This is a genomic window from Streptomyces sp. NBC_01707, assembly GCF_041438805.1.
In the GTDB taxonomy this organism is placed as follows: Bacteria; Actinomycetota; Actinomycetes; order Streptomycetales; family Streptomycetaceae; genus Streptomyces.
The window spans coordinates 1,342,848-1,364,672 of record NZ_CP109190.1 but is presented as its reverse complement, the minus strand read 5'-3'; the positions used below and the strand labels follow the sequence as shown (position 1 = coordinate 1,364,672).

The following is a 21,825-nucleotide window of genomic DNA, read 5'->3' as shown; positions in this document are numbered from 1 at the left end:
CGGCGGGCGGATCTGGTGACGCGGCCGTGGAACCGGGCGGCGTGACCGCCGGATCGGGTGACGTCGCCCGGGAGTGGGGCGGCGGCGCGGCGGCGGTACTCGGCGACGTGATGGGCGCCGGGAGCACTGCCGCCCCGGCCCTCGACTGGAACAACCCGCTCCGTGACCCACGGGATCGGCGCCTCCCCCGTGTCGCGGGCCCCTCGGGCCTTGTCATCTTCGGCGTCACCGGCGACCTCTCCCGCAAGAAGCTGATGCCTGCCGTCTACGACCTCGCGAATCGGGGTCTGCTCCCGCCGGGCTTCTCGCTCCTCGGGTTCGCCCGGCGCGAGTGGGAGGACCAGGACTTCGCGCAGGTGGTGCACGACTCGGTGCGCGAGCACGCCCGCACGGAGTTCCGCGAGGAGGTCTGGCAGCAGCTGGCCGAGGGCATGCGGTTCATATCGGGCGACTTCGACGACGACCAGGCGTTCAAACAACTCCGCTCTGCCGTTGATGAGTTGGATGCCTCTCGGGGCACCAGTGGCAACTACGCGTTCTACCTCTCGGTACCGCCGAAGTTCTTCCCGAAGGTCGTCCAGCAGCTGAAGAAGCACGGTCTCGCGGACGCGCCGGAAGGTTCCTGGCGACGTGCGGTCATCGAGAAGCCGTTCGGCAGCGACCTGGCCAGTGCGCGCGAACTGAACGCGATCGTGCACGAGGTGTTCGACCCGGACCAGGTGTTCCGTATCGACCACTACCTCGGCAAGGAGACGGTCCAGAACATCCTGGCGCTGCGCTTCACCAACCAGATGTACGAGCCGATCTGGAACCGCAGTTACGTCGACCATGTGCAGATCACGATGGCCGAGGACATCGGGATCGGCGGCCGAGCCGGTTACTACGACGGCATCGGCTCGGCCCGTGACGTCATCCAGAACCACCTCCTCCAGCTGATGGCGTTGACCGCCATGGAGGAGCCGGCCGCCTTCGACGCCGAATCGCTGCTCACCGAGAAGCTGAAGGTCCTCAAGGCGGTGAAGCTGCCGGAGAACCTGGGCGAGCACACCGTGCGCGGGCAGTATGCGGCGAGCTGGCAGGGTGGCGAGATGGTGCGCGGCTATCTGCAGGAGGACGGCATCGACCCCAGGTCGACGACCGACACCTACGCGGCCGTCAAGCTGGAGGTCGACAACCGACGCTGGGCGGGCGTGCCCTTCTACCTGCGCACCGGAAAGCGCCTCGGCCGCCGCGTCACCGAGATCGCGGTGGTCTTCCAGCGCGCGCCCCACTCGCCCTTCGACTCGACCGCCACCGAGGAACTCGGTGCGAACGCGATCGTCATCCGTGTCCAGCCGGACGAGGGCATGACGGTGCGCTTCGGATCGAAGGTACCGGGTACGTCGATGGAGATTCGGGACGTCACGATGGACTTCGCCTACGGCGAGTCCTTCACGGAGTCCAGCCCGGAGGCGTACGAACGCCTCATCCTGGACGTGCTGCTGGGCGACGCCAACCTCTTCCCCCGTCACCAGGAGGTGGAGGAGTCCTGGAAGATTCTCGACCCGATCGAGGGGTACTGGGAAGCGCACGGCAAGCCCGCGCCGTACACGTCGGGCAGTTGGGGTCCCGAAGAAGCCAACGAGATGCTCGCACGAGACGGACGGAGCTGGCGCAGGCCATGAAGATCGATCTGACCGACACCACGGCAAGCAAGATCAACAAGGCGCTCGTGCAGGGGCGCCGAGCCATCGGTACTCCCGCCATGGGCATGGTCCTGACGATGGTCATCGTGACCGACGAGGAAAACGCGTACGACTCGATCAAGGCGGCCGAGGAGGCGTCGCGTGAGCATCCCTCGCGCACCCTGGTGGTCATCAAACGCGTCGCACGCACTCCGCGCGACCGCACTAACTCCCGCCTGGACGCGGAGGTGCGGGTCGGCTCGGACGCGGGCACCGGCGAGACGGTCGTCCTGCGGACGTACGGCGAAGTCTCCGACCACGCCGACTCGGTGGTCCTGCCGCTGCTGCTGCCGGACGCGCCGGTCGTCGTCTGGTGGCCGGTGGACGCACCCGACGTCCCGGCCAAGGATCCGTTGGGTGCTCTGGCGCAGCGGCGGATCACCGACATGTACGCCGTCGAGGCCCCGCTCGTCGCCCTGGAGGCCCGCGTCTCCTCTTACGCGCCCGGCGACACCGACCTGGCGTGGACCCGGCTGACGCCGTGGCGCTCGATGCTGGCCGCGGCGCTGGACCAGGCCCGTAAGAAGGTTGTGTCGGCCGTCGTGGAGAGTGAGGCCGAGAACCCGAGTGCCGAGCTGCTGGCCCGCTGGCTGGAGGCCCGGCTCGAGGTCCCGGTCGAGCGCGTCGTCACCGCCGGGCCGGTCGTGACGGCCGTCCGGCTCGGAACGGACAGCGGCGAGATCGTGATCGACCGCCCCGACGGCCCGCTGGCCACGCTTTCCCTCCCGGGCCAGCCCTCACGCACCCTCGCCCTGAAGGTGCGCAGCACCTCCGAATTGATTGCCGAAGAACTGCGCCGCCTCGACGCGGACGAAATGTATGCCGTCGCCCTGCGCGGGGACGGTTCCGAGGAGAACCAACGCCATGTCTGACAGACCCAAGCTCACGCACCGCCCGGAGTGGACGGCCCTTGAGGACCACCGGGCAGGGGAGCTGCGCCACCTGCAGCTGCGTGACCTGTTCGGCGCCGACCCCGGTCGCGCGGAGCGCTACACCGTGAGCGTCGGCGACCTGCGCATCGATTACTCCAAGCACCTGATCACGGACGAGACCCTCGCGCTGCTCCAGGAACTCGCCACCGCGACCGACGTGTTCGGGCTGCGGGACGCCATGCTCCGTGGCGAAAAGATCAACGTCACCGAGCGGCGTGCCGTCCTGCACACCGCGCTGCGCGCCCCGCGCGACGCGGTGGTCGAGGTCGACGGCGAGGACGTCGTCCCGGCGGTGCACGTCGTGCTCGATAAAATGGCCGACTTCTCCGAGCGCGTCCGCTCAGGTGAGTGGACCGGGCATACCGGAAAGCGGATCCGCAATGTCGTCAACATCGGTATCGGCGGGTCGGACCTCGGACCTGCGATGGCGTACGAGGCACTGCGCGCCTTCACCGACCGCTCGTTGACCGTGCGGTTCGTCTCGAACGTGGACGGCGCCGACCTGCACGAGGCCCTACGGGACCTGGACCCGGCGGAGACGCTGTTCATCGTCGCGTCGAAGACCTTCACGACCATCGAGACGATCACCAACGCGACGTCGGCGCGGTCCTGGCTCCTTTCCGGGCTCGACGACGGCGGTGAGAAGGTGGTCGCGAAGCACTTCGTGGCGCTGTCGACGAACGCCGAGAAGGTCGCGGACTTCGGTATCGACACGGCCAACATGTTCGAGTTCTGGGACTGGGTCGGCGGTCGCTACTCGTACGACTCCGCTATCGGTCTGTCGCTGATGATCGCCATCGGCCCGGACCGGTTCCGCGAGATGCTCGACGGCTTCCACCTCGTCGACGAGCACTTCCGCACCGCGCCCGCGGCGGTCAACGCGCCTTTGCTGCTGGGCCTGTTGGGTGTCTGGTACGGATCGTTCCTCGGCGCCCAGTCGCACGCGGTGCTGCCCTACTCGCACTACCTGTCGAAATTTACTGCGTACTTGCAGCAGCTGGACATGGAGTCCAACGGGAAGTCGGTGGATCGCGACGGCCATCCGGTGGAGTGGCAGACCGGTCCGGTGGTCTGGGGCACGCCCGGCACCAACGGGCAGCACGCGTATTACCAGTTGCTCCACCAGGGCACGAAGATCATCCCGGCCGACCTGATCGGTTTCGTCAACCCGGTCGACGAGCTGAGCCCCGAACTCAAGCACCAGCACGACCTGTTGATGGCCAACCTGTTCGCTCAGGGCCAGGCTCTCGCCTTCGGCAGGACGAGCGACGAGGTGCGCGCCGAGGGCGTGCCCCAGGAGCAGGTGCCGCACCGCACGTTCCGCGGCAACCACCCCACGACGACGATCCTGGCAAGCGAGTTGACCCCCTCGGTCCTCGGCCAGCTGATCGCGCTGTACGAGCACAAGGTGTTCGTGCAAGGCGCGATCTGGAACATCGACTCCTTCGACCAGTGGGGCGTCGAGCTCGGCAAGGTCCTCGCCAAGCGCGTGGAGCCGGCGCTCACCGACGGGTCGGACGCCCCCGGACTCGATCCCTCAACCGCCGCCCTCGTGGCCGAGTACCGCGCTCTCCGGAAGAAGTGAAACAGCATGACAACGATGCAATTGGGCCTCGTCGGACTCGGCAAGATGGGCGGCAACATGCGCGAGCGGATTCGCCGCGCAGGCCACACCGTCATCGGCTACGACCGCAATCCGGACCTCGCCGACGTAAGCAGCCTGGCCGAACTGGTCGAGAAGGTCGAAGCCCCGCGCGTGGTGTGGGTAATGGTGCCCGCCGGCGGCCCGACCCAGCACGTCATCGACGAGCTCGGTGACCTCCTGGAAGCCGGCGACACCGTCGTCGACGGCGGCAACTCCCGCTGGACGGACGACGAGAAGCATGCCGAGGAGCTGGCGGCCAAGGGCATCGGCTTCGTCGACGCAGGTGTCTCGGGTGGTGTCTGGGGGCTCCGGAACGGCTACGCGCTGATGGTGGGCGGCGACGCCGAACACATAGCGAAGGTCCAGCCCGTCTTCGACGCACTCAAGCCCGAGGGCGACGCAGGCTTCGTCCACGCGGGCAAGGTCGGCGCCGGCCACTTCTCCAAGATGGTCCACAACGGCATCGAGTACGCCATGATGCAGGCCTACGCCGAGGGCTGGGAGCTACTGGAGAAGGTCGACTCCGTCACCGATGTGCGCGAGGTCTTCCGCTCCTGGCAGGAGGGCACGGTCATCCGTTCCTGGCTGCTCGACCTGGCGGTCAACGCGCTGGACGACGACGAGCACCTCGACAAGCTGCGCGGCTTCGCCGCCGACTCGGGTGAGGGCCGGTGGACGGTGGAGGCCGCGATCGACAACGCGGTGCCGCTGCCCGCGATCACCGCGTCGCTCTTCGCGCGATTCGCCTCGCGTCAGGACGACTCCCCACAGATGAAGATGATCGCCGCGCTGCGCAACCAGTTCGGCGGCCACGCCGTCGAGTCGGCGAAGTAACCGCCATGGGCGACCTCCTGCTGGTCCGACACGGCGAAACCGAGTGGAGCCTGTCGGGCCGACACACCAGCTGGACCGACCTGCCCCTCACCCGGCGTGGCGAAGAGCAGGCCAAATCCCTCGCCCCGCTGCTGGCCGGGCGGACCTTCGCCCTCGCGCTCACCAGCCCACTGGGCCGTGCCGAACGGACAGCGGAACTCGCGGGCCTGTACGACGCCGTACACGAGCCCGATCTGCACGAGTGGGACTACGGTGCGTATGAAGGCGTGACCACCATCGAGATACATCGCACCCGGCCCGACTGGTACCTGTGGAACGACGGAGTGCCGCCGGGCCCGGCCGGTCATCCGGGTGAGTCACCGATAGAGGTGGGGCAGCGTGCCGACCGCGTGTTGAGCCGTATCGGGACAGCCCTGGACAGCGGTGACGTGGTACTCGTGGCCCACGCCCACTTCCTGCGGGTGCTCACGGCGCGCCGCCTCGGGCTGCCCGCCGCGGACGGGCGGCTGTTCCAGCTCACGACCGGGACGGTCAGTCGGCTCTCCACCGAACACGGACGACCTGTGATCGCTGAGTGGAACGTCATGGGAGCTACTGCGACCGTCCACTGATTTCTACCGTGCTGCACAAGCCGAAGAGGTTCCGGTCCGCCCTCGGGGCGGACCGGAACCTCTTCGGCAACGCAGGGGACGGACCTCGCTCTCGGTCCGGAGCAGCGCGCACGTCGTGGGGCCGGTGTGTCGGGCGCGACTGCGCCCAACACACCGGCGAGGCTCATCACCACCATCACCCACGGCGACGCCGACCGGGTGCGGTCCTACGAACTGCTGGCCGAGGTGTGGCGCGGATGAGCAGGGACCGGGCCGGGAGGGATCAGGCGGCGAAGCCGGCCTTGAGGGCGCCCGCGACCTGGACGACGCGCTCGGCCTGGTGACGGGCGGCGTTGCGGGTCTCGTCGCCGATGGGGTTGTTGCCCTGGGCGTCGACGTGCGAGGTGCCGTAGGGGTTGCCGTCGACGAACTTCACCGGGTCGGTGTAACCGGGGGAGACGACGAGGCCACCGAAGTGGTGGATCGAGTTGTACAGCGCGAGCAGGGTGGACTCCTGGCCGCCGTGGGCGGTGGCGGTCGTGACGAAGCCGCTGTAGACCTTGTTGGCCAGCTTGCCCTGGGCCCACAGGCCACCGAGGGTGTCGATGAACTGCTTGAGCTGCGAGGAAATGTTGCCGAAGCGGGTCGGGGAGCCGAAGATCACGGCGTCGGCCCACTCGACGTCCGCGGGGGTGGCAACCGGGATGCCCGCGCTGGCGGCGGCGTGTGCGGCCCATGCCTCGTTGGAGCTGATGGCGGCCTCGGGGGCGAGTTCGGCGGCCTTCAGGAGACGGACCTCGGCCCCGGCCTTCTCCGCGGCCTGGGATATCTCCTTGGCGATCTCGGCGCTGAAACCGGTGGACGAGTAGTAGATGACGGCAAGCTTGACGGCTGTGGTCATGTCTTTGTTCTCCGTTGAAAAGTGCGTATGGGCAGTGGGCGGACACTGGCCGCCGGCGTCGCCGCGTCGGTGGAGCACGCCCTACATCGTTGAACCATAAACGGATATGGTTTAAGAATCAACTAACTCTTCCTGAATCCGTGGTGTGCGCGACCGTGTCTCGGCGCACGGCAGGGGGTGAAGCCGCAATCACTGCCGCGGGATCGGGCGCACGGGATGCTTGCTCATGATGGAGACGCGGTTGAACGCGTTGATGGTGATCGCCACCCAGATCGCTGCGGAGATCTCGTCGTCGGTGAGGGCCTGGCGGGCTGCTTCGTAGGCGCTCTCCTGGACGGCGGCGTTCGCGGGTTCGGTGGCCGCTTCCGCCAGGGCGAGTGCCGCGCTCTCCCGTGCCGTGAACAGTTCGGTGTCGCGCCAGGCGGCCAGTACACCCAGACGCCGGGTGGTCTCGCCTGCGCGGAGGGCGGCCCGGGTGTGCACGTCGAGGCAGTACGCGCAGCCGTTGACCTGTGACACGCGGAGGTTGATCAGTTCCACGAGCGTGCGGTCCAGCCCGGCTTCGGCGGCGACCGCGCGGACTGCTTCGGCTGTCTCGGTCAGCGCGTGGTACGCCTTCGGGCTCTGCTTGTCGATGAAGACCCGCCTGCTCGCGGGGCCTGCTGCCGTGTCACTCAACCTGGACTCCTCGTGGGCCGCTCCCGGCCCTTGCCGGCCCTGCCGTGCGCACGGCAGGGCATCCTCGTATCATCGGAAACAATTGTTGAACATAAAATCATCCTTGGGTGAGAGGGGCGTGCGATGAGTAATGCCGAGAGGGAACCCGTGGAGCTCCGCTGCGGAGCCTCGGAGCATGGTGTGCATGTGCCGCAGGCCGAGGTCCTCTCCGCGAGGGACGTCCCGTTGGGCGGTCCGAGGTCGATGACCGTACGGCGCACGCTGCCGCAGCGGGCCCGGACGCTGATCGGGGCCTGGTGTTTCATCGACCACTACGGCCCCGACGACGTTGCCGGCACGGGCGGCATGGACGTCGCGCCCCATCCGCACACCGGTCTGCAGACGGTGAGCTGGCTGTTCAGCGGGGAGATCGAGCACCGGGACAGCCTGGGCAGCCACGCCTTCGTACGGCCCGGTGAGTTGAACCTCATGACGGGTGGGCACGGCATCAGCCACTCCGAAGTTTCCACCGCCCGCACCACGATCTTGCACGGTGTCCAGCTGTGGTTGGCGCTACCCGAAGAACACCGGCACACCGGCCGTGACTTCCAGCATTACGTCCCGAGCCCGGTCCGGGTGGACGGAGCCGAAGTCAGAGTGTTCCTCGGGGCATTGGCAGGTGACACCGCTCCGGTGCGGACGTTCACGCCCCTGCTCGGTGCCGAGCTCATCCTTGAGCCGCACTCGACGACCACGCTCGCCATCGACGCCGGATTCGAGCACGGCCTTCTCGTCGACCACGGAGAGGTCCGCATCGCCGGAACACTCCTGCACCCGACGGAGTTGGGATACGTCGGCACGGGAAGCGACACACTGACGCTGGCGAACGAGACGGACGACGTCGCGCGGGCAGTCCTGCTCGGCGGGACGCCGTTCGAGGAACAGATCGTCATGTGGTGGAACTTCATCGGTCGGAGCCACGAAGACATCGTCGAAGCCAGGGAAGCGTGGGAGAGCGCATCAGACCGCTTCGGCAAGGTCGACGGCTACGACGGCGACCGACTTCCCGCGCCGACCCTTCCCCACGCCACCATCGCACCCCGCAAAAACCCAACGCGTCACTGAAAGGCATGCGATGACCCAGCCCGCCGCCGCTCCGACTGTCCAGCGAGTGGACCCGAAGCACCGTTACGAAATCCTGGTCGACGGCAGAACCGCAGGCCACACCGCGTATCGCGACCGCGACGACCAGCGCGTTTTCTACCACACCAAAGTCTACGAAGCCTTCGCGGGACAGGGCCTGGCCGCGATACTCGTACAGCAGGCGTTGAGCGATGTACGCACGTCAGGGAAGCGCATCGTGCCGGTCTGCCCCTATGTCGCGAAGTTCCTCAAGAAGCATGACGAGTTCGCCGACATCACCGACCCGGTGACCCCCGAGATCCTGCAATGGCTGGACACCGTGCTGCCTCACTGACCACCGGTGCCGCGTCTTCTGCGAGGCCATCAGTACGTTCGGACCGCCGGACCCGGATCTGTGACGATGCCCCACCGGCGGCCCCACGGTCTTGGCCGACCGGGTAATCCATGTGGGACAGCGGAGCACCCCGCCGCCGAAACGGTGTGTGAACAACCCGAGGACGGACGGTACGTCGGGAGCCGGGGTTCCCCTCCGGCGGGCGGGGCGTGCCGTCGAGCCGCAGCGTGTGGAGAAGCACAGGACACGCTTCGGCGCCGGAGTATCGGGTGCCGGGCCGGTGGGTGATGCGGTCGCTTCACAAGGCACGGCGGTACGTGCAGCAAGACGCGGGGGTACCCCGGCCTGGGCGCTCGTCACCACCCGGGATGACGCCCCCTCAGCGGCAGACAGTTGGGAGGAGGCTACTCGGCAGCAGCCTGCGGGGCTTCCTCGTTCACCACCCCGAACGGGATGTGGACGCTCGGTGTCGTCTGCGACGTGCCTTGGAGATGGCTTTCCTGATCGTCGAAGAAGATGTGCGGCTTGAGCACTTCCATGATCGCGCTTTTGTCGATTCCGCCGAGGAAGAAGGCGTCGTTGACCGTCACGCCCCATTGGTTCAGGCTCATGATGGCCCGCTCGTGCGTGGGCGCATTCCGGGCCGTGACGATGGACACGTGGACGCGGATCGCGTAGTCCGGGTCTTTCTTGCGCCGTTCCTCCTCTCGGCGCTGCAACGTGTTCACCTTCCGGAGGAACTCCCGGAGCGGACCCGCATCGTGAGGCGTGGCAACGTTCAGGGTCTCATGATTACGGAAGCTTTCCATGCCGTCCTGTTGGAACACGCGCTCCGACTCGTCGCCGGCGAGAACCCCGTCGAAGTCGAAGGCGATCCGCAGATCCTTGTCGTCAGGATCGTCGGCGACGGCAGAGCCAAGGACACGGCCTGCCGGCAGCCCAGCGCTCATGGCCTCGCGGACGTCGCCGTCGTCGGCGGAAAGAAACAGCGACATGCGCAGCGCGCGCATGAACATGTACGGCGAGCGTCCCTGCGTGAAAATGGCGCGAGTTATGGGCAGGCCGTGAGACCTGATGGATCGCATGACCCGAAGCCCGGTGTCGGGGTCGTTGCGGGAGAGAATGATGACTTCGACCAGTGGGTCACCATCAGGGTTCAGATCATTCAGCGACAGGAGCCTGCGGATGAAGGGGAAGGCGACTCCCGGCTGCAACGTCTCGTCCAACTGGGTCCGCTGATAACAGCGGTAGCTTTCCTCGCCCTTCTCCCGGAAAACGGCATCGGATTCCTTCAGGTCGAAGAGGGCGCTGGAGGCGATTCCAATGACCAGCCGGTTTTCGAGGCTGTAGGGCGGCACAGTCTCTCCCTGTCGTGTTCCGGAGGGAATACATGGTCCCTCGGCCGTGGCGACCATTTCATCTTCGCGGGCTGTGACGCCAGCGGGTCAGGGCGAGCACGGCCCGGCTTCTCCAAGGTCCCTGTGCCGGGCCGTTGGCCGGCCCTGACGGCGTGCGTAGTTCCACTACGGCGGCTGAGCGGCTCGCGATCCAGGCCGCCAGCTCGGGCACAGGCAGCAACGAGTACGTCCGACGCTTGGTGGCCGGGCAACCGATGTACGCCACCTGCATAAGGGGGAGCTGCAGAAGGGGCCGCCCGGCGGTTTCGCTACCGAGCCCGGCGACCACGGCCTCGGGTGAATGCAGTTCCTGGCTGCCGTCCGGGGCCCTCGGGCTGCCCCGAGACCGCCGTGGCGCGCAGCATCGCCGGCTTGAGTTCAGCGGACCGATTCTGTCCGGAGGGTGTGGCAGGACAGCACGCTGAACAGCCGCGGCCATGTCACGTACCGACTCCAGCTGCATTCTCCGGTGGTCGGCGTCGCGATTGAGGAAGCCCGCGAAATCGTCCGTTGCGTCAAACGCCACGCGGCCCGAGAGATCTTCCACCTGGTCACGGACAGCTGCGGCCAGGACGCCGCTCATAGGGGCTGTGTGGGAGGCGGCTGCGGGGAGCGGAGTACGAGCAGGGTGATCTCGCTGGGGGCGAAGACGCGGAACGGCGGGCCCCAGAAACCGGTGCCGCGGCTGGTGTACAGGAGGGTGCGGGTGCCGTGGCGGCTGAGGCCGGCGAGGGCGGGCTGGTCGATGCGGACGAGGTGGTGGAAGGGCCAGATCTGGCCGCCGTGGGTATGGCCCGAGAGTTGGAGGTCGATGCCGCCCGCTGCGGCCTGGTCGACGAACTTGGGCTGGTGGGCCAGGAGCAGGACGGGCAGGTCGGGGTCGGCGCCGTCCAGGGCGCCGGCGAGGTGGGCGCGGTGGCCGGCCAGGCCGGAGGACTCGGCGGTGACGTCATCCACGCCGGCGACCACAAGGGTGTCGCCGCCGCGTTCGAGCAGCAGATGACGGTTGCGCAGCGGCTCCCAGCCCAGCTCGTCCATCAGATCGACCCAGCCCTGGGCCTCGCTGTAGTACTCGTGGTTTCCGGTGACGTAGACCCGGGCCCGGGTGGCTCGCACGGTGCCGAGCGGAGCGGCCTGGGCGCGGCGGCGTCGGGCCGTGCCGTCCGCGATGTCGCCGGTGTGGCAGACCAGGTCGGCCTCCAGGGTGTTGACCTTCGCGCAGACCCGCGCCGACCAGCGGGCGCGGTCGAGCGGGCCGTAGTGGGTGTCGGTGATGAGGACGACGCGGGTGCCGTCCAACCCGGCTCCCAGCCGCGGGATTTGTACGTCGAGCTCGCGCACCCGTGGCACCCGGCGCGCCTCGGCGTACCCCCAGGCGAGCAGCCCGGCGGCTACGCCGAGGACCACCCAACTGACGATCCGGGCCCGGTTCTGACCGTTGCCTACCCCGGCCACGGTCAGGGCGAGGCGCAGCAGGACACCGAGCAGGACGGACCAGGTGAACAGTACCCAGCTGGCCCCAAGGAGGGTGTCTCCGACGATCGCCGCCCAGTCCTGCTGTTGCCGGCCGTGGCCGCGCGCCATCGCCAGCGGCATGGCGAGCAGACCGAGGACGAACAAGGCGGTGCCGCCCAGCGCCACGGGGAGCGGCCAGTGCTGGCCGGCGTGCAGCAGCACCCAGCAGGGCACAGTCCACAGCAGGACGGGGGCGATCAAAGGGATGTAGCGCATCAGGCGGCGCAGTCGACCCTGCTGGGTCGCATGAGCTGCACCGTCCGCGGATCGGGCCTCGCTGGTGTCGGTCACGCTTCCCCTCCTCAAGTAACCACACTGCCGGCGCGCACTGTACCCGGTCGTCCTGGTGACCTGAGCCGGGGATTCATCGAATAGGTGGCGCGAACGTGCCGAGGATCCCGTCGGCGGTCCAGGTCCAGGTGGACGGTCGTGGGTGGTCGTTCCAGTCCGCGACCCAGGCCCGGATGTCGCGTTCGAGTGCTGGGACGGAACGGTGGATGCCGCGCTTTCCTCGGCAGGCCGGCAGTACCGTCGCCCCAACCCCACCGGTGACCGGCAGGCACACGCTTCGCTCCGTCATCCAACCCAGTCGACGCCGCCAGAACGCCGCCGCGTCGCCCCGGCACACCGACTTGAGCAGGGTTGTCGATGCTGCTTCTCGGCATTTGCCGGGCCGATGCGGACTTCCACGGAGGCAGGCAGCGCCACCGCCCCAGTTCCGGCAAAGACCCCGTGCAAGAGGCCACTTGGACAGGGAAATCGCAACTTCGACATGGCTCGCAGAGGCAGCTACCTTCATCTGGTCCTCGGCGGTCGCACAGGGTTTCCCTCAGGCTGGGCGGCCGCGACGGGATGAGTTGGTCACGCCCCACGCATCCTCGCCCCCAGGCGTAAGCCACCGAGCCGGGTCCACACCAGGCACCCCCAACCAGGGAGAGACGCATGCCCCATCTTGCGCTGTACACATTCGGCGTCCTGAAGTCACCTCTCGTCGATCCCTCACCTCTCACGCGCGAGTTCTACGCCAGTGGTGAGGCCGTCTACCGGAAGATCAGTCAGCACCCCGGGTACCTCGCGCATGCTGAAGTGGCAGACGGTGACCGGGGCATGCTCTTCGAGGCGGACTGGGGTGCATGGGGAGAGTTCGTCGTACCGACGTGGTACGGCAAGGGCCGAACGGTGGAGACCACCGCCCTGGCCGCGACCCTCTCACTCTGGACCGACCTGCGCCCCGCCTTCGACGCCGTCTACACCGGTCCGCACCGTGAGGCGCTGAACAGGCGTTACGACTGGTTCGAGAGGGCTGGGCACCCAAATCATGTGATCTGGTGGGTCTCCGAGGGCGTGACACCCACCTGGCAGGACGGGGTTTCCAGGCTGGAACACCTCCACGACCACGGCTCCGCGCCGCACGCCTTCACCTTCCACCACTCGTTCACCCCGGAGGGAACTTCGGCCAGGATCAGAGGCTTCGGGCCGAAGAGCGACCAGAAGAACTGAGACGCTGTGACGCCGGAAATCTCAGTGGACCTGTTCCCGGACGCACGGCTGCCCGGTGCCGTCTCAGTTGATCTGGGAGGACACGTTCGCGGCCCCTCAGTCGATACAGAACTCGTTGCCCTCGATGTCCTGCATCGGGATGCACGACTCGTTGTCGTCATCGGCATACAGCGTTTGCACGTGTACCGCGCCGAGCGGGACCAGTCGTGCGCACTCGGCCTCAAGTGCGGCGAGGCGCTCTTCACCCACGAGTCCGGTGCCAACCCGCACGTCAAGATGCAGCCGGTTCTTGGCGGCCTTCCCTTCGGGAACGCGCTGGAAGTACAGTCGCGGGCCCCCGCCTGAGGGATCACTGCAGGCAAACCATGCGTCCTGCTGCTCAGGTGGAAGCGAGCGGTTGCAGTCGTCCCAAGTGGTAAACCCCTCCGGTGGTGGCGGTACGACGTACCCCAACACCTCGCACCAGAAGCGAGCGAGGCGCTCAGGTTCTGCGCAGTCGAAGGTGACTTGGAACTTCTTGATCGACGTCATGGGGCCACCGTATTGGCGCCTGCTGCTCAGCGAAACCCCTCAGGGTGTCACCGCCGCGCAGGTCGAGGGGTTCCAGGTGTTATTGCCGCATCTCGATGAGCGTCAGCGTCGGCTGGCCATAGGGGCAGAAGCGCTGTCGCTGGGGCATGGTGGGATCAGACTCGTCGCCGCCGCAGCCGGGGTTCGGGGTCCGACAGCTGGAAGCCACGACTTGTTTCCCGGCAAGTCCTTAGGCAGTGTCCTGCGGATTACGCATGAGGTATTGCTCCATGAGCTGCTTCATGTACGACGTCGTGGGCAGGACGGTCGACGAGCCCGATCCAGAGATGGTGAGCGAGTCCTCGACGGTCTGGCGCAGGCCGATGACGAGCACCCCGACGTGTCGCTCGCCCATGAGAGCGGGTGGTGCCTCAGCGCCTTCGGCGGCGATCTGGTGGTCTGGGAGAACCCGGTTGACGACTCGATGGCCCCGGGAGAGATGCGCGATGTCTCCCGCGAGGAGATTCTCCAGCTCTTCGGACTGCTGGCGGCAGGTGACATCACATCAGTTGACGACCTTCCCTGGCGGAGGTGACCGGCCATGCCGTCGGGTTCGTACCCCGAGATAGATCGCTGCGACGTGAACTGCCGCGAGATTGGCGGTGGCCCGGCACGGGAAGGTCCATCCGCCGCCCTGAATTCCCGGCCGGGAGCCAGGGCATCCCGGCGTACCGAGGAACGGCGCTGTCAAAAGTGGATCAGCATGACACGGACATCAGGCTGAACGACTGCCTGGCGACGGACGGGCCGGGGTGCCTGCGTGTGCTCGCGCAGCCGAGCGACTTCGGGTTTCTCCTGTCCACCGCTGTGGTGCTCACAGCGGGCGGCATTGCCGATCTCGCTTCCTAATGCCGTATCAGGCAACGTTTGCCTGTTGGCCATGGCGCGTAGGTACTGGTCGTCGGCATGTCGGTCTGGCCTGGTGATCGGGAGTAGTGGCTCCAACAGCCGATCGACGAGCGCTGCCCGATGAGGCACTAGGTGTATTGCCCCGTAGCGTTGTTGACTCGGCTGATCGGTGGTTTGCCGTCGAGTGCGGTGTGGCAGCGGTGGTGGTTGTAGGTGTGGAGGAAGTCTGCCAGGGCCGCGGTGCGCTCGGTGTTTGTGGTGTAGGGCCGCAGGTAGGCCCATTCCTCCAGCAGGAACGGGTCTTGTGCCGTGCAGGTACGCGCGTTGGCAGCGTGCTGCCAGGTGCTGTCGATCAGCAGATTCTGGAAGGTGTTCTCGGCGGTGAGTGTCATGGGAGATTCTCCTTGCTCAGGGGGCGTCGTGCCCCGGTTGGACCTCGCCACCCGAAGGGGGCGCGGGTTGCCTTCGGTCGAAGGGCGTCGACGGTCGAGTCGGCGCGCTGCCTACCGACCTGTTCGGTCACTCACCGGCCGGAGCCTGTCAGTGCTGCAGCAGCTCGGCGGCCCGCTCCGCGATGGCGCAGACGGTCGCGTTGGTGTTGGCCGAGGGGATGGACGGGATGACCGAAGCGTCAGCGACCCGTAGACCCTCGACGCCCCGCACGCGCAGTTTGTCGTCGACGACGGCGTGAGGATCGACACCCATCCGGCAGGTGCCGACCGGATGGTTGTAGGTGGTCAGGGTTTTGAGCACGTACTGCCGTAGCTCGGCGTCGCTTGTCACTTTCGGCCCCGGCTGCGCCTCGCTCTCGCGCCATCCGCCGAGCGCATGCGCCTCGCCGATCTCCCGCGCCAGACGCAGTCCCCGGACGACAGCCTCCAAGTCCCGGTCGTCACTGAAGTAATTGGGGTCGACCAGCGGCCGGACGCCCGGATCCGCGCTCGCCAGACGGACGGTGCCCCGGCTCCGCGGCAGCATCGGGGCAACGGCAATGGTGTAACCCCGTCCCGTCTCGGGCGTGTCGGCATCCGGGATGTGGCCGGGAACATCGAGGAAGAGGATTTGCAGGTCGGGACCGTCGAGCCCGGGCCGGCTGCGCACCAGCCCGAACGCCTCGCCGTGATTGTTCAGCCCCGCCGGGACTCGACGTGTCGCCCGATACACCACGTCGGACATCGGGTGGTCGTGCAGGTTCTCCCCGACACCCGGAAGGTCCACCACAACGTCGACGCCCGTCTGCCGAAGATGCCTTGTCGGGCCGACACCGGAAAGCATCAGCAGCTGTGGCGACCCGATGCTGCCTGCCGCAAGGACCACCTCGCCCGTACAGCCGACCGAGACCGTGCCGTTCCCGGTGCTGTATTCCACTCCCGTGCACCGGCCGCCGCTGATCCTCAGCCGGTGTACCAGTGCCTCGGTCACCACTGTCAGATTGCGCCGCGCCATCGCAGGGGCCAAATAGGCATCAGCCGCACTCTGCCGCTTTCCGTCGACGATGTTCAGATCGGACCAGCCGAACCCCTCCTCCGCTCCACCACTGATGTCGACCGCCAGCGGATATCCGGACTCCGCCGCCGCCTCCAGCATGACCGCCACGACCGGGTGTGGAGAACAAGGGGGACCTACCCTCAAGGGGCCACCAGTGCCGCGTAGGGCCGGATCCCGTCCGACGGTGCTCTCGCTGCGCATGAAATAGGGCAGTAGGCCCTCGAAGCCCCATGCCGTGAGGCCGGTCTTCGCCCACGTGTCATAGCTGGTTCGATGACCACGAACGTAATTCATCGCGTTGATGGCCGACCCACCGCCGAGTGCCCGCCCATTCGCGATGGGGATTCTGGTGCCGGTGGCACGTTGCGGGACGGTCACGTCTCCCCAGTTCGCGGACGTATGCAGCAGCGTCGGCCAAGCCGGAGGCGCGGCCTTGGACGCCGAGGTCCGCGCCATGCCCGCCTCCACCAGAAGGACCCGCGAGCCGTCGTCCTCGGACAACCGGGCGGCGATCACACAGCCGGCCGTCCCGCCGCCGACAACGATGTAATCGAAGCTTTCGGTCATAGATGGCATGGCCTCTCCAAACAAGTCGAAATCGTCCGACAGTGACTGTCGGGGCACTCACGTGCGCTACTACAGGGGTAGCGCGAAAGAGTTCGGAGCAGGTCTTTCGTTCCACTCAGCGAAACGGGACGGCGAGAGTCCGCACGGAGACGCCGATCACGTCCGGAATCGCAGGACGCGGCCGATCGGATCCTGCAGAACGGCTCGTTCCTGGGTTTTCCGGTCAACGGGTTGCGCGATCCATGAATTACTCAGGCGAAATCACGGAACCGTCGCTCCACAAGGGAATGGACGAAAGTACAGTTGGACCGATGAGGCGCGGAACCTGTGCGGCGCGGCGATCGGGCGCCTCTTCTTCGTGCGCGTCGCTAGATGCCGTGCATCGCGAGGCGGAGGACCGTCCTCATGCCGGGCGCATTCGGGTGATCCGACAACGCGGCGAGGTGCCGTAGCTGTCGTCGTGCGCCCGCGGGGGATTACGGGTAGTTCCGGGCTCGGGCGGGACGTGGCGCCGCCAGGCGGACCAGGTGAGGCGGCGGGCCACCTCACGAACGGGCCGGACAACCAAGGTGGTGAATAGCCGCCGGATCTCGTTGCAGTCCCTCATTCGCGCGCGATCATGGCGAGCGCGGCATTTTCGTCAGGGTTCCAGGCGGCGCAGGTCGGAAAGGATCAGAGCGATGGTCCGGTCCAGGGGGCGTTTGAAGGGCTCCAGGTTCACGCCCCTGGGCTCGGCCAGGGTGAGGATCGCGGTGTCACCGGCGGGAACGGTCATGGGCGTGGCGATGCAGTCGACCTCTGGGTGCGCCTCCCCGTACTCGGCCGCCAGTTGCCCGAGTTCCAGAGCGCGCCAGACGGCGGAAGCCGGATTCTCGCCGGCTCGTCGTTGCTCGCCGGCGGTCACGGCGCTGCCTGTTCGTGCCCCGTAGGACCGGGAGAGAGCGTTGAGCGGTTGTCCTGGGGAATGTACGTACAGGAAGAGAGTCGCCCCTGTGGCGCGGGTCAGGGCATGCATGCGCAGTTGCGCCACACCTGCCAGGTCGGCTCGGTAGGGGGCCTGCGACAGGTCGCCCAGCCCTGTTCCCAGTGCCCATTCGTGGTCGCGGCGTTTCACGACACCCTCGCGGGCCAACTGTTCCAGAATCCTGTGTGCGGTCGTCTTGGGCAGGCCCACCGCCGACGCGAGCTTCGTGACGCCCACCGGACGCTGGGCCTGGACGAGGACCCGTATGAGAGCGAAGGCACTGCGCACGACGCCGTCGTTTCGGCCCACGCGTCCCGTTGCCAGGACGGGCTCCGCCGTGAAGTCGTCCATGAGTATGCGCTCTTTCCCATGCCGGGAGGGCATCGGCCACACATTTCGCCCTGCATCAATTGTAGTGTGATACCTCCGTCTTCGCACTACGCGCTAATTTCACGCCACACCTGGGAATTACTTACGGAAATCGTCCTGATGGTGGAGTCGGGTATTGAGGCTGCCTGAATTCCCAGGTTCACGGGTCTGTGATGCCTGATATATCCGGACTGACGGCGTCTGATGAGGCGTAGAGAAACTCCAGGAGTTTGCCGTAGGCATCGCTGCCGGCTCTGCCCTGGTCGGACCTCTGCTGCGGTGTTTCTGTTCCATGGTCGACCGAGTGCAGCCAGTCCAGGACTGCGCGGAAGTACGGAACCAAGGCGCCAGTCGCCGCTTGCGCTGCGCCCCCCATCTGGTGGGGGCCTTCCACGTAAACGACGTGCTGAAGGCGGTCGAGTGAGCGGTTGAGAGCACGTGCTTCGTTCCAGAGGTGGCGGGCTGCTCGGCGCCGCTCTTCGCGCTCCTCGGGAGGGTCGCTTGCTTCGATGCCGCCGAGCTTGATGCCTGCTTCGCTCAGCGTTCCATATACGAGGTGCCAGCTTTCAGCGAAGGCCAAGTAGGCGCTCTTGCGCGATTCGCGAAGAGCACGAGTCCGTTCGGCATCGATCTGAAGGCGGGCTTGCCCCAGCTGAGCCTCAGACTGGATCTGGGCCTGTTGCTCTGCTTTCCTTCCCGTGATCCACGCGGATGCCGTAGCGCCGAGTGCCCCGACTGCCGCGCCGATGATGCCACCGAGGAGTCCTGCGAGTCCTGCGTCCATGGCGTGATTCTGGTGGTCAAGCGTTGCGCGTTGCCAGTGCGGCGCGATCGTTGGCTTGGCCTCTCGACCAGGGCGCTGCAGGTTTCCGTTGCTGACATCGGCGACATAGGCGGGCCAGTCCCCGGAGGCGGCTTGCCACTTGACGGCGACGGTGATGTGGACGCCGAGGGTTCGGGCGAGGACGGCGGCGGGCAGCTCGGTGGCGAGTTGGAACAGGGCGGTCGAGCGGGTCGTTGTCCCCCTCACGTCGAGGGCCATGAGCAGGGCGACCCCGATACCCCAAAGTCGCTTTCGGTGATCCCGTGCTGCACGGCCACTGACGGGCGGCCCGCTCCGCCGTCGGGGTTCTTGTGGGGCGCATGTGTCGCTCTGTAAGGTGAACTGCTTTATGTGGCACGTGAGTTCGAGGTCGTCGACCAGGGGAGAGTCGTGGAGATCAAAAAGGTAGTGATCCGCGAAGAGGAGCGCACGAACCGCAAGCCCGCCGTCATGGAGAAGCGCCCGCCGACCCGCTGACCGGGCGGGAACGTGAGCGGGGATGTCGAGGGGGCGGTGACGGGGGAGAGTGGTGTGCGCGTACAGCTGGTGACCATGCCGTGGCACCCGATCGATCTGCCCTCTCTTCAAGTGGGCTTGCTGCACCGGCTGTTGCGGCAGGTCCGCCCGGACGACGATGTGCGTGAGTTCCACGGCTCGCTGCGCTGGGCGGAGTTCCTCCTCGAGCGGTCCGACGGGCGGCTGCGCCCCGGTGACTACGAGGCGATCGGCAGCGATTCGATCTTCGACGGCCTCGGTGACTGGGTCTTCTCGGGTGTGCTGTACGAGGACGAGAGCTGGGGCGTCGCCCGGCTGAAGGAGTACGCCGCGCGTCGCGGCCTCTGTATCGACACCGCCTCCGACATGCGGGTCCACGCGGCCGAGTTCATCGCCGAGTGCGCGACGGAAGTGCTCGCCCAGGAACCGGACGTCGTCGGGTTCACCAGCACGTTCATGCAGAACGTGCCCTCGCTCGCGCTGGCCAGGGAGCTCAAGCGCCGCCGTCCGGGGCTCACCGTCGTCTTCGGCGGCAGCAACTGCGACGGCCCGATGGGGCACGCCCTGCACCGCAACCATCCCTTCGTCGACCACGTGGTGCGCGGCGAGGGCGAGTACGCCTTCCCGGCGCTCCTGCGTCACCTGGACGCCGCCACGCCACCCGCCGACGTACCGGGCCTGTGCTGGTGGGAAGGGCAGACGGACGGCCGGGTCTCGCGGGCGAACACCGAGTCCCGGCGCACCGTGGCGCCCTCCGACATCCCTGCGCCCGACTACGACCAGTGGCAGGCAGCCCTCGACGCATCCCCCGTCCTCGAATACGTCTACCCGAAGCTGGTGGTCGAGGGGGCACGCGGCTGCTGGTGGGGCGAGAAGCACCACTGCACCTTCTGCGGGCTCAACGGCTCCTCCATGACGTTCCGCGCCAAATCGGGCGAGCAGCTGTGGAGCGAGATCGACCGCCTCGTACGACGGCACCGCATCCTCGACGTCGTCACCGTCGACAACATCATCGACATGGCGTACTTCAAGGACTTCCTGCCCCTCGCCGCCGAGAGCGGCTGGGACCTGCGGATGCACTACGAGGTCAAGTCCAACCTCAACCGTGAACAGATCGCACTCCTCGGGCGGGCCGGAGCCGTGCTCATTCAGCCCGGCATCGAAAGCCTGAGCAACCGGGTCCTCGACCTCATGGACAAGGGCGTCAGCGGCGCCCGCAACGTCCGCACACTCCGTGAGTGCGAGAACCACGCGCTGACCGTCACCTGGAACTACCTGTACGGCTTCCCGGGCGAGACCGTCGAGGACTACGCCCCGGTCATCGACCAGTTGCCCGCGCTCGTCCACCTGCAGCCCCCGGGCGGCGCCCACCGCATCCAACTGGAGCGGTTCAGCCCGAACTTCACGGACCCGGGGTTCGGCTTCGGCAAGCGGCGCCCAGCCGAGATGTACCACCATGTCTACGAGCTGCCCGAGTCCGAACTCACCGACCTTGTCTACCTGTTCGCGACGGACGACGCGGGCATCGGCGGAGAGACCGAGAGCCGACTCAAGCGGGCCGTCGCGGCATGGCGCGACGGACACCACGGATCGAGCCTGGTGATGGAGGAAGCGGAGCCGGAGGACGGCGTGGACGTACTGCTCGTACACGACCGGCGCCACGGCTGGCCCCGCCGCACCCACCGGCTGACCGGCTGGCGGGCGCAGGCGCTGCGCCGCCTCGAGGACGGGCGGACGGAGCCCGCGCTGCACCGGCTGCTGACCGGAGACGGACACGACATCCCGGCCGAGGGGCTTTGCGGGTGGATCCAGCAGGCTCAGGCGACGGGGCTGGTGTTCCGCGACGGGCGGACGTACGTGTCCCTGCCCACGTGGGACGTGCCGGACCGGATCGACCCCGACCCGGCTCCGCTACCCGCGGACCGTCAGGATGTGGCCGAATGAACAGGCTTCCCGTGGCCGTCCCCCACCGCGTGATCGGCCGACAGGTCCACGTGGACGTGCCGCTGTGCCTGGGCGGGGCGGCGCGTGAGACGGCGGTGGCGGTCCAGTTCCTGCGCGAGTGCCAGAGCCAACGGTTCCGTACGCACTGGGAGATCGCCTACGAAGGCCGGGCGCGAGACGACGACCCGCTTGACACGTATGAAGCCTCGTACGTGCGGATGCTGCACCACCTCCCACCACCCGTCCAACGAGCCGACGAACCAGATGAGTTGAGGGACTGGCGCACCTCGTACGCCGCCTTCCCCGCCGGCATGCTCTACCACCGCCGCGGCCCGGACTTCATCACCGTCATGGACCGCAGAGAGCGGCCCGCCTCGGCGAGGTTCACCCTCGACCACCCGGACCTGCTCGCCACCTTCGCCACGGTCCAGGAGCCTACGGCGCTCGGTGAACTCGACGCCGTGCAGCGGGAGGCCGTCGACCTGCTCGCGGCTGAGCGGCTCGCTCTCGTCGCCGACGGTTGGGCGGTGGCCCTGCCGCCGCGGCTGCACCGCTGGCCCGTTCCCTGCACGGGTATCTGAGGG

22 protein-coding genes and 1 pseudogene are annotated in these 21,825 nt (G+C 67.4%); 13 read left to right on the top strand and 10 right to left on the bottom strand.

Features of this window, described 5'->3' with window-relative positions; all coding sequences use genetic code 11:
* Positions 1 to 110 precede the first annotated feature (110 nt).
* Genes zwf through OG963_RS06405 form a run of 5 tightly spaced genes read left to right on the top strand, consistent with a single transcriptional unit; the run spans position 111 to position 5,746 of the window.
* The gene (gene zwf, locus OG963_RS06425; protein ID WP_371800270.1) at positions 111 to 1,664 is read left to right on the top strand and encodes a glucose-6-phosphate dehydrogenase; all 1,554 of its coding nucleotides are present in this window, start codon (positions 111 to 113) and stop codon (positions 1,662 to 1,664) included.
* Positions 1,661 to 2,596, top strand: coding sequence for a glucose-6-phosphate dehydrogenase assembly protein OpcA (opcA, locus tag OG963_RS06420; RefSeq protein WP_093770526.1), 936 nt, complete (start codon positions 1,661 to 1,663; stop codon positions 2,594 to 2,596). The genes zwf and opcA overlap by 4 nt, the downstream gene beginning before the upstream one ends.
* On the top strand, positions 2,589 to 4,241 hold the full coding sequence (gene pgi / locus OG963_RS06415) for a glucose-6-phosphate isomerase (protein WP_371798632.1): 1,653 nt from the start codon (positions 2,589 to 2,591) through the stop codon (positions 4,239 to 4,241). Before opcA ends, pgi begins: the two co-directional genes overlap by 8 nt.
* Before the next feature lie 15 nt (positions 4,242 to 4,256).
* A complete protein-coding gene (gene gnd / locus OG963_RS06410; protein ID WP_319739778.1) occupies positions 4,257 to 5,135 on the top strand; it encodes a phosphogluconate dehydrogenase (NAD(+)-dependent, decarboxylating) in 879 nt (292 codons plus the stop codon).
* 5 nt (positions 5,136 to 5,140) lie between these two features.
* Positions 5,141 to 5,746, top strand: a complete 606-nt coding sequence (locus OG963_RS06405; RefSeq protein WP_371798631.1) for a histidine phosphatase family protein — start codon at positions 5,141 to 5,143, stop codon at positions 5,744 to 5,746.
* A 262-nt stretch (positions 5,747 to 6,008) separates the two neighbouring features.
* Here the strand turns inward: OG963_RS06405 and wrbA are convergent, their stop codons facing one another.
* Entirely contained in the window at positions 6,009 to 6,626 is a 618-nt protein-coding gene (gene wrbA, locus OG963_RS06400) for an NAD(P)H:quinone oxidoreductase (RefSeq protein WP_030932832.1), read from the bottom strand.
* Positions 6,627 to 6,815: 189 nt separating this feature from the next.
* A complete protein-coding gene (locus OG963_RS06395) occupies positions 6,816 to 7,304 on the bottom strand; it encodes a carboxymuconolactone decarboxylase family protein (protein WP_093770534.1) in 489 nt (162 codons plus the stop codon).
* A 123-nt stretch (positions 7,305 to 7,427) separates the two neighbouring features.
* Between OG963_RS06395 and OG963_RS06390 the strand changes: the two genes are divergently transcribed.
* A complete protein-coding gene (locus OG963_RS06390; RefSeq protein ID WP_371798630.1) occupies positions 7,428 to 8,408 on the top strand; it encodes a pirin family protein in 981 nt (326 codons plus the stop codon).
* 10 nt (positions 8,409 to 8,418) lie between these two features.
* Positions 8,419 to 8,760, top strand: a complete 342-nt coding sequence (locus OG963_RS06385) for a GNAT family N-acetyltransferase (RefSeq protein WP_093770538.1) — start codon at positions 8,419 to 8,421, stop codon at positions 8,758 to 8,760.
* A 404-nt stretch (positions 8,761 to 9,164) separates the two neighbouring features.
* Here OG963_RS06385 and OG963_RS06380 read toward each other — a convergent pair whose 3' ends face one another.
* Both OG963_RS06380 and OG963_RS06375 read right to left on the bottom strand, forming a co-directional pair.
* Entirely contained in the window at positions 9,165 to 10,118 is a 954-nt protein-coding gene (locus OG963_RS06380) for a 5'-nucleotidase (RefSeq protein ID WP_371798629.1), read from the bottom strand.
* 618 nt (positions 10,119 to 10,736) lie between these two features.
* On the bottom strand, positions 10,737 to 11,963 hold the full coding sequence (locus tag OG963_RS06375; protein WP_371798628.1) for a metallophosphoesterase: 1,227 nt from the start codon (positions 11,961 to 11,963) through the stop codon (positions 10,737 to 10,739).
* 651 nt (positions 11,964 to 12,614) lie between these two features.
* Here OG963_RS06375 and OG963_RS06370 point away from each other — a divergent pair.
* Complete coding sequence (locus OG963_RS06370) at positions 12,615 to 13,172, top strand: DUF3291 domain-containing protein (RefSeq protein ID WP_093770546.1); 558 nt, start codon at positions 12,615 to 12,617, stop codon at positions 13,170 to 13,172.
* A gap of 96 nt (positions 13,173 to 13,268) precedes the next feature.
* Here OG963_RS06370 and OG963_RS06365 read toward each other — a convergent pair whose 3' ends face one another.
* Together OG963_RS06365 and OG963_RS06360 are read right to left on the bottom strand one after the other, a co-directional pair.
* On the bottom strand, positions 13,269 to 13,703 hold the full coding sequence (locus OG963_RS06365) for a VOC family protein (RefSeq protein ID WP_371798627.1): 435 nt from the start codon (positions 13,701 to 13,703) through the stop codon (positions 13,269 to 13,271).
* Positions 13,704 to 13,932: 229 nt separating this feature from the next.
* Positions 13,933 to 14,097: a hypothetical protein gene (locus tag OG963_RS06360; protein WP_319739781.1), complete on the bottom strand. Its 165-nt coding sequence runs from the start codon at positions 14,095 to 14,097 to the stop codon at positions 13,933 to 13,935.
* On the opposite strand from OG963_RS06360, the gene OG963_RS06355 reads away from it, so the two are divergent.
* Positions 14,083 to 14,277 (top strand): hypothetical protein, encoded by a 195-nt coding sequence (locus OG963_RS06355; RefSeq protein ID WP_371800367.1) that lies wholly within the window; start codon positions 14,083 to 14,085, stop codon positions 14,275 to 14,277. The two genes, OG963_RS06360 and OG963_RS06355, sit on opposite strands and share 15 nt — an antisense overlap.
* Before the next feature lie 158 nt (positions 14,278 to 14,435).
* Positions 14,436 to 14,591, top strand: a complete 156-nt coding sequence (locus OG963_RS06350) for a hypothetical protein (RefSeq protein ID WP_371798626.1) — start codon at positions 14,436 to 14,438, stop codon at positions 14,589 to 14,591.
* Between the two features lie 128 nt (positions 14,592 to 14,719).
* Here OG963_RS06350 and OG963_RS06345 read toward each other — a convergent pair.
* From OG963_RS06345 to OG963_RS06330, 4 genes and pseudogenes are all read right to left on the bottom strand, one after another.
* Positions 14,720 to 14,884: pseudogene (locus OG963_RS06345) on the bottom strand (integrase core domain-containing protein); the annotation flags it as partial.
* Between the two features lie 247 nt (positions 14,885 to 15,131).
* Positions 15,132 to 16,646: an FAD-dependent oxidoreductase gene (locus tag OG963_RS06340; RefSeq protein WP_319739765.1), complete on the bottom strand. Its 1,515-nt coding sequence runs from the start codon at positions 16,644 to 16,646 to the stop codon at positions 15,132 to 15,134.
* Positions 16,647 to 17,286: 640 nt separating this feature from the next.
* The gene (locus OG963_RS06335; protein WP_371798625.1) at positions 17,287 to 17,961 is read right to left on the bottom strand and encodes a helix-turn-helix domain-containing protein; all 675 of its coding nucleotides are present in this window, start codon (positions 17,959 to 17,961) and stop codon (positions 17,287 to 17,289) included.
* A 178-nt stretch (positions 17,962 to 18,139) separates the two neighbouring features.
* Entirely contained in the window at positions 18,140 to 19,021 is an 882-nt protein-coding gene (locus tag OG963_RS06330; protein WP_371798624.1) for a hypothetical protein, read from the bottom strand.
* A 132-nt stretch (positions 19,022 to 19,153) separates the two neighbouring features.
* Here OG963_RS06330 and OG963_RS06325 point away from each other — a divergent pair, with 132 nt between their 5' ends.
* The 3 genes from OG963_RS06325 to OG963_RS06315 are packed head-to-tail and all read left to right on the top strand — an operon-like array spanning position 19,154 to position 21,822.
* Positions 19,154 to 19,279 (top strand): hypothetical protein, encoded by a 126-nt coding sequence (locus OG963_RS06325; protein WP_256223277.1) that lies wholly within the window; start codon positions 19,154 to 19,156, stop codon positions 19,277 to 19,279.
* Between the two features lie 54 nt (positions 19,280 to 19,333).
* On the top strand, positions 19,334 to 21,241 hold the full coding sequence (locus OG963_RS06320) for a RiPP maturation radical SAM C-methyltransferase (protein WP_371798623.1): 1,908 nt from the start codon (positions 19,334 to 19,336) through the stop codon (positions 21,239 to 21,241).
* Positions 21,238 to 21,822 carry a DUF5825 family protein gene (locus tag OG963_RS06315; RefSeq protein WP_093770562.1) on the top strand — a complete coding sequence of 195 codons (585 nt, stop codon included), beginning with the start codon at positions 21,238 to 21,240 and terminating at the stop codon, positions 21,820 to 21,822. Before OG963_RS06320 ends, OG963_RS06315 begins: the two co-directional genes overlap by 4 nt.
* Positions 21,823 to 21,825: the final 3 nt, after the last annotated feature.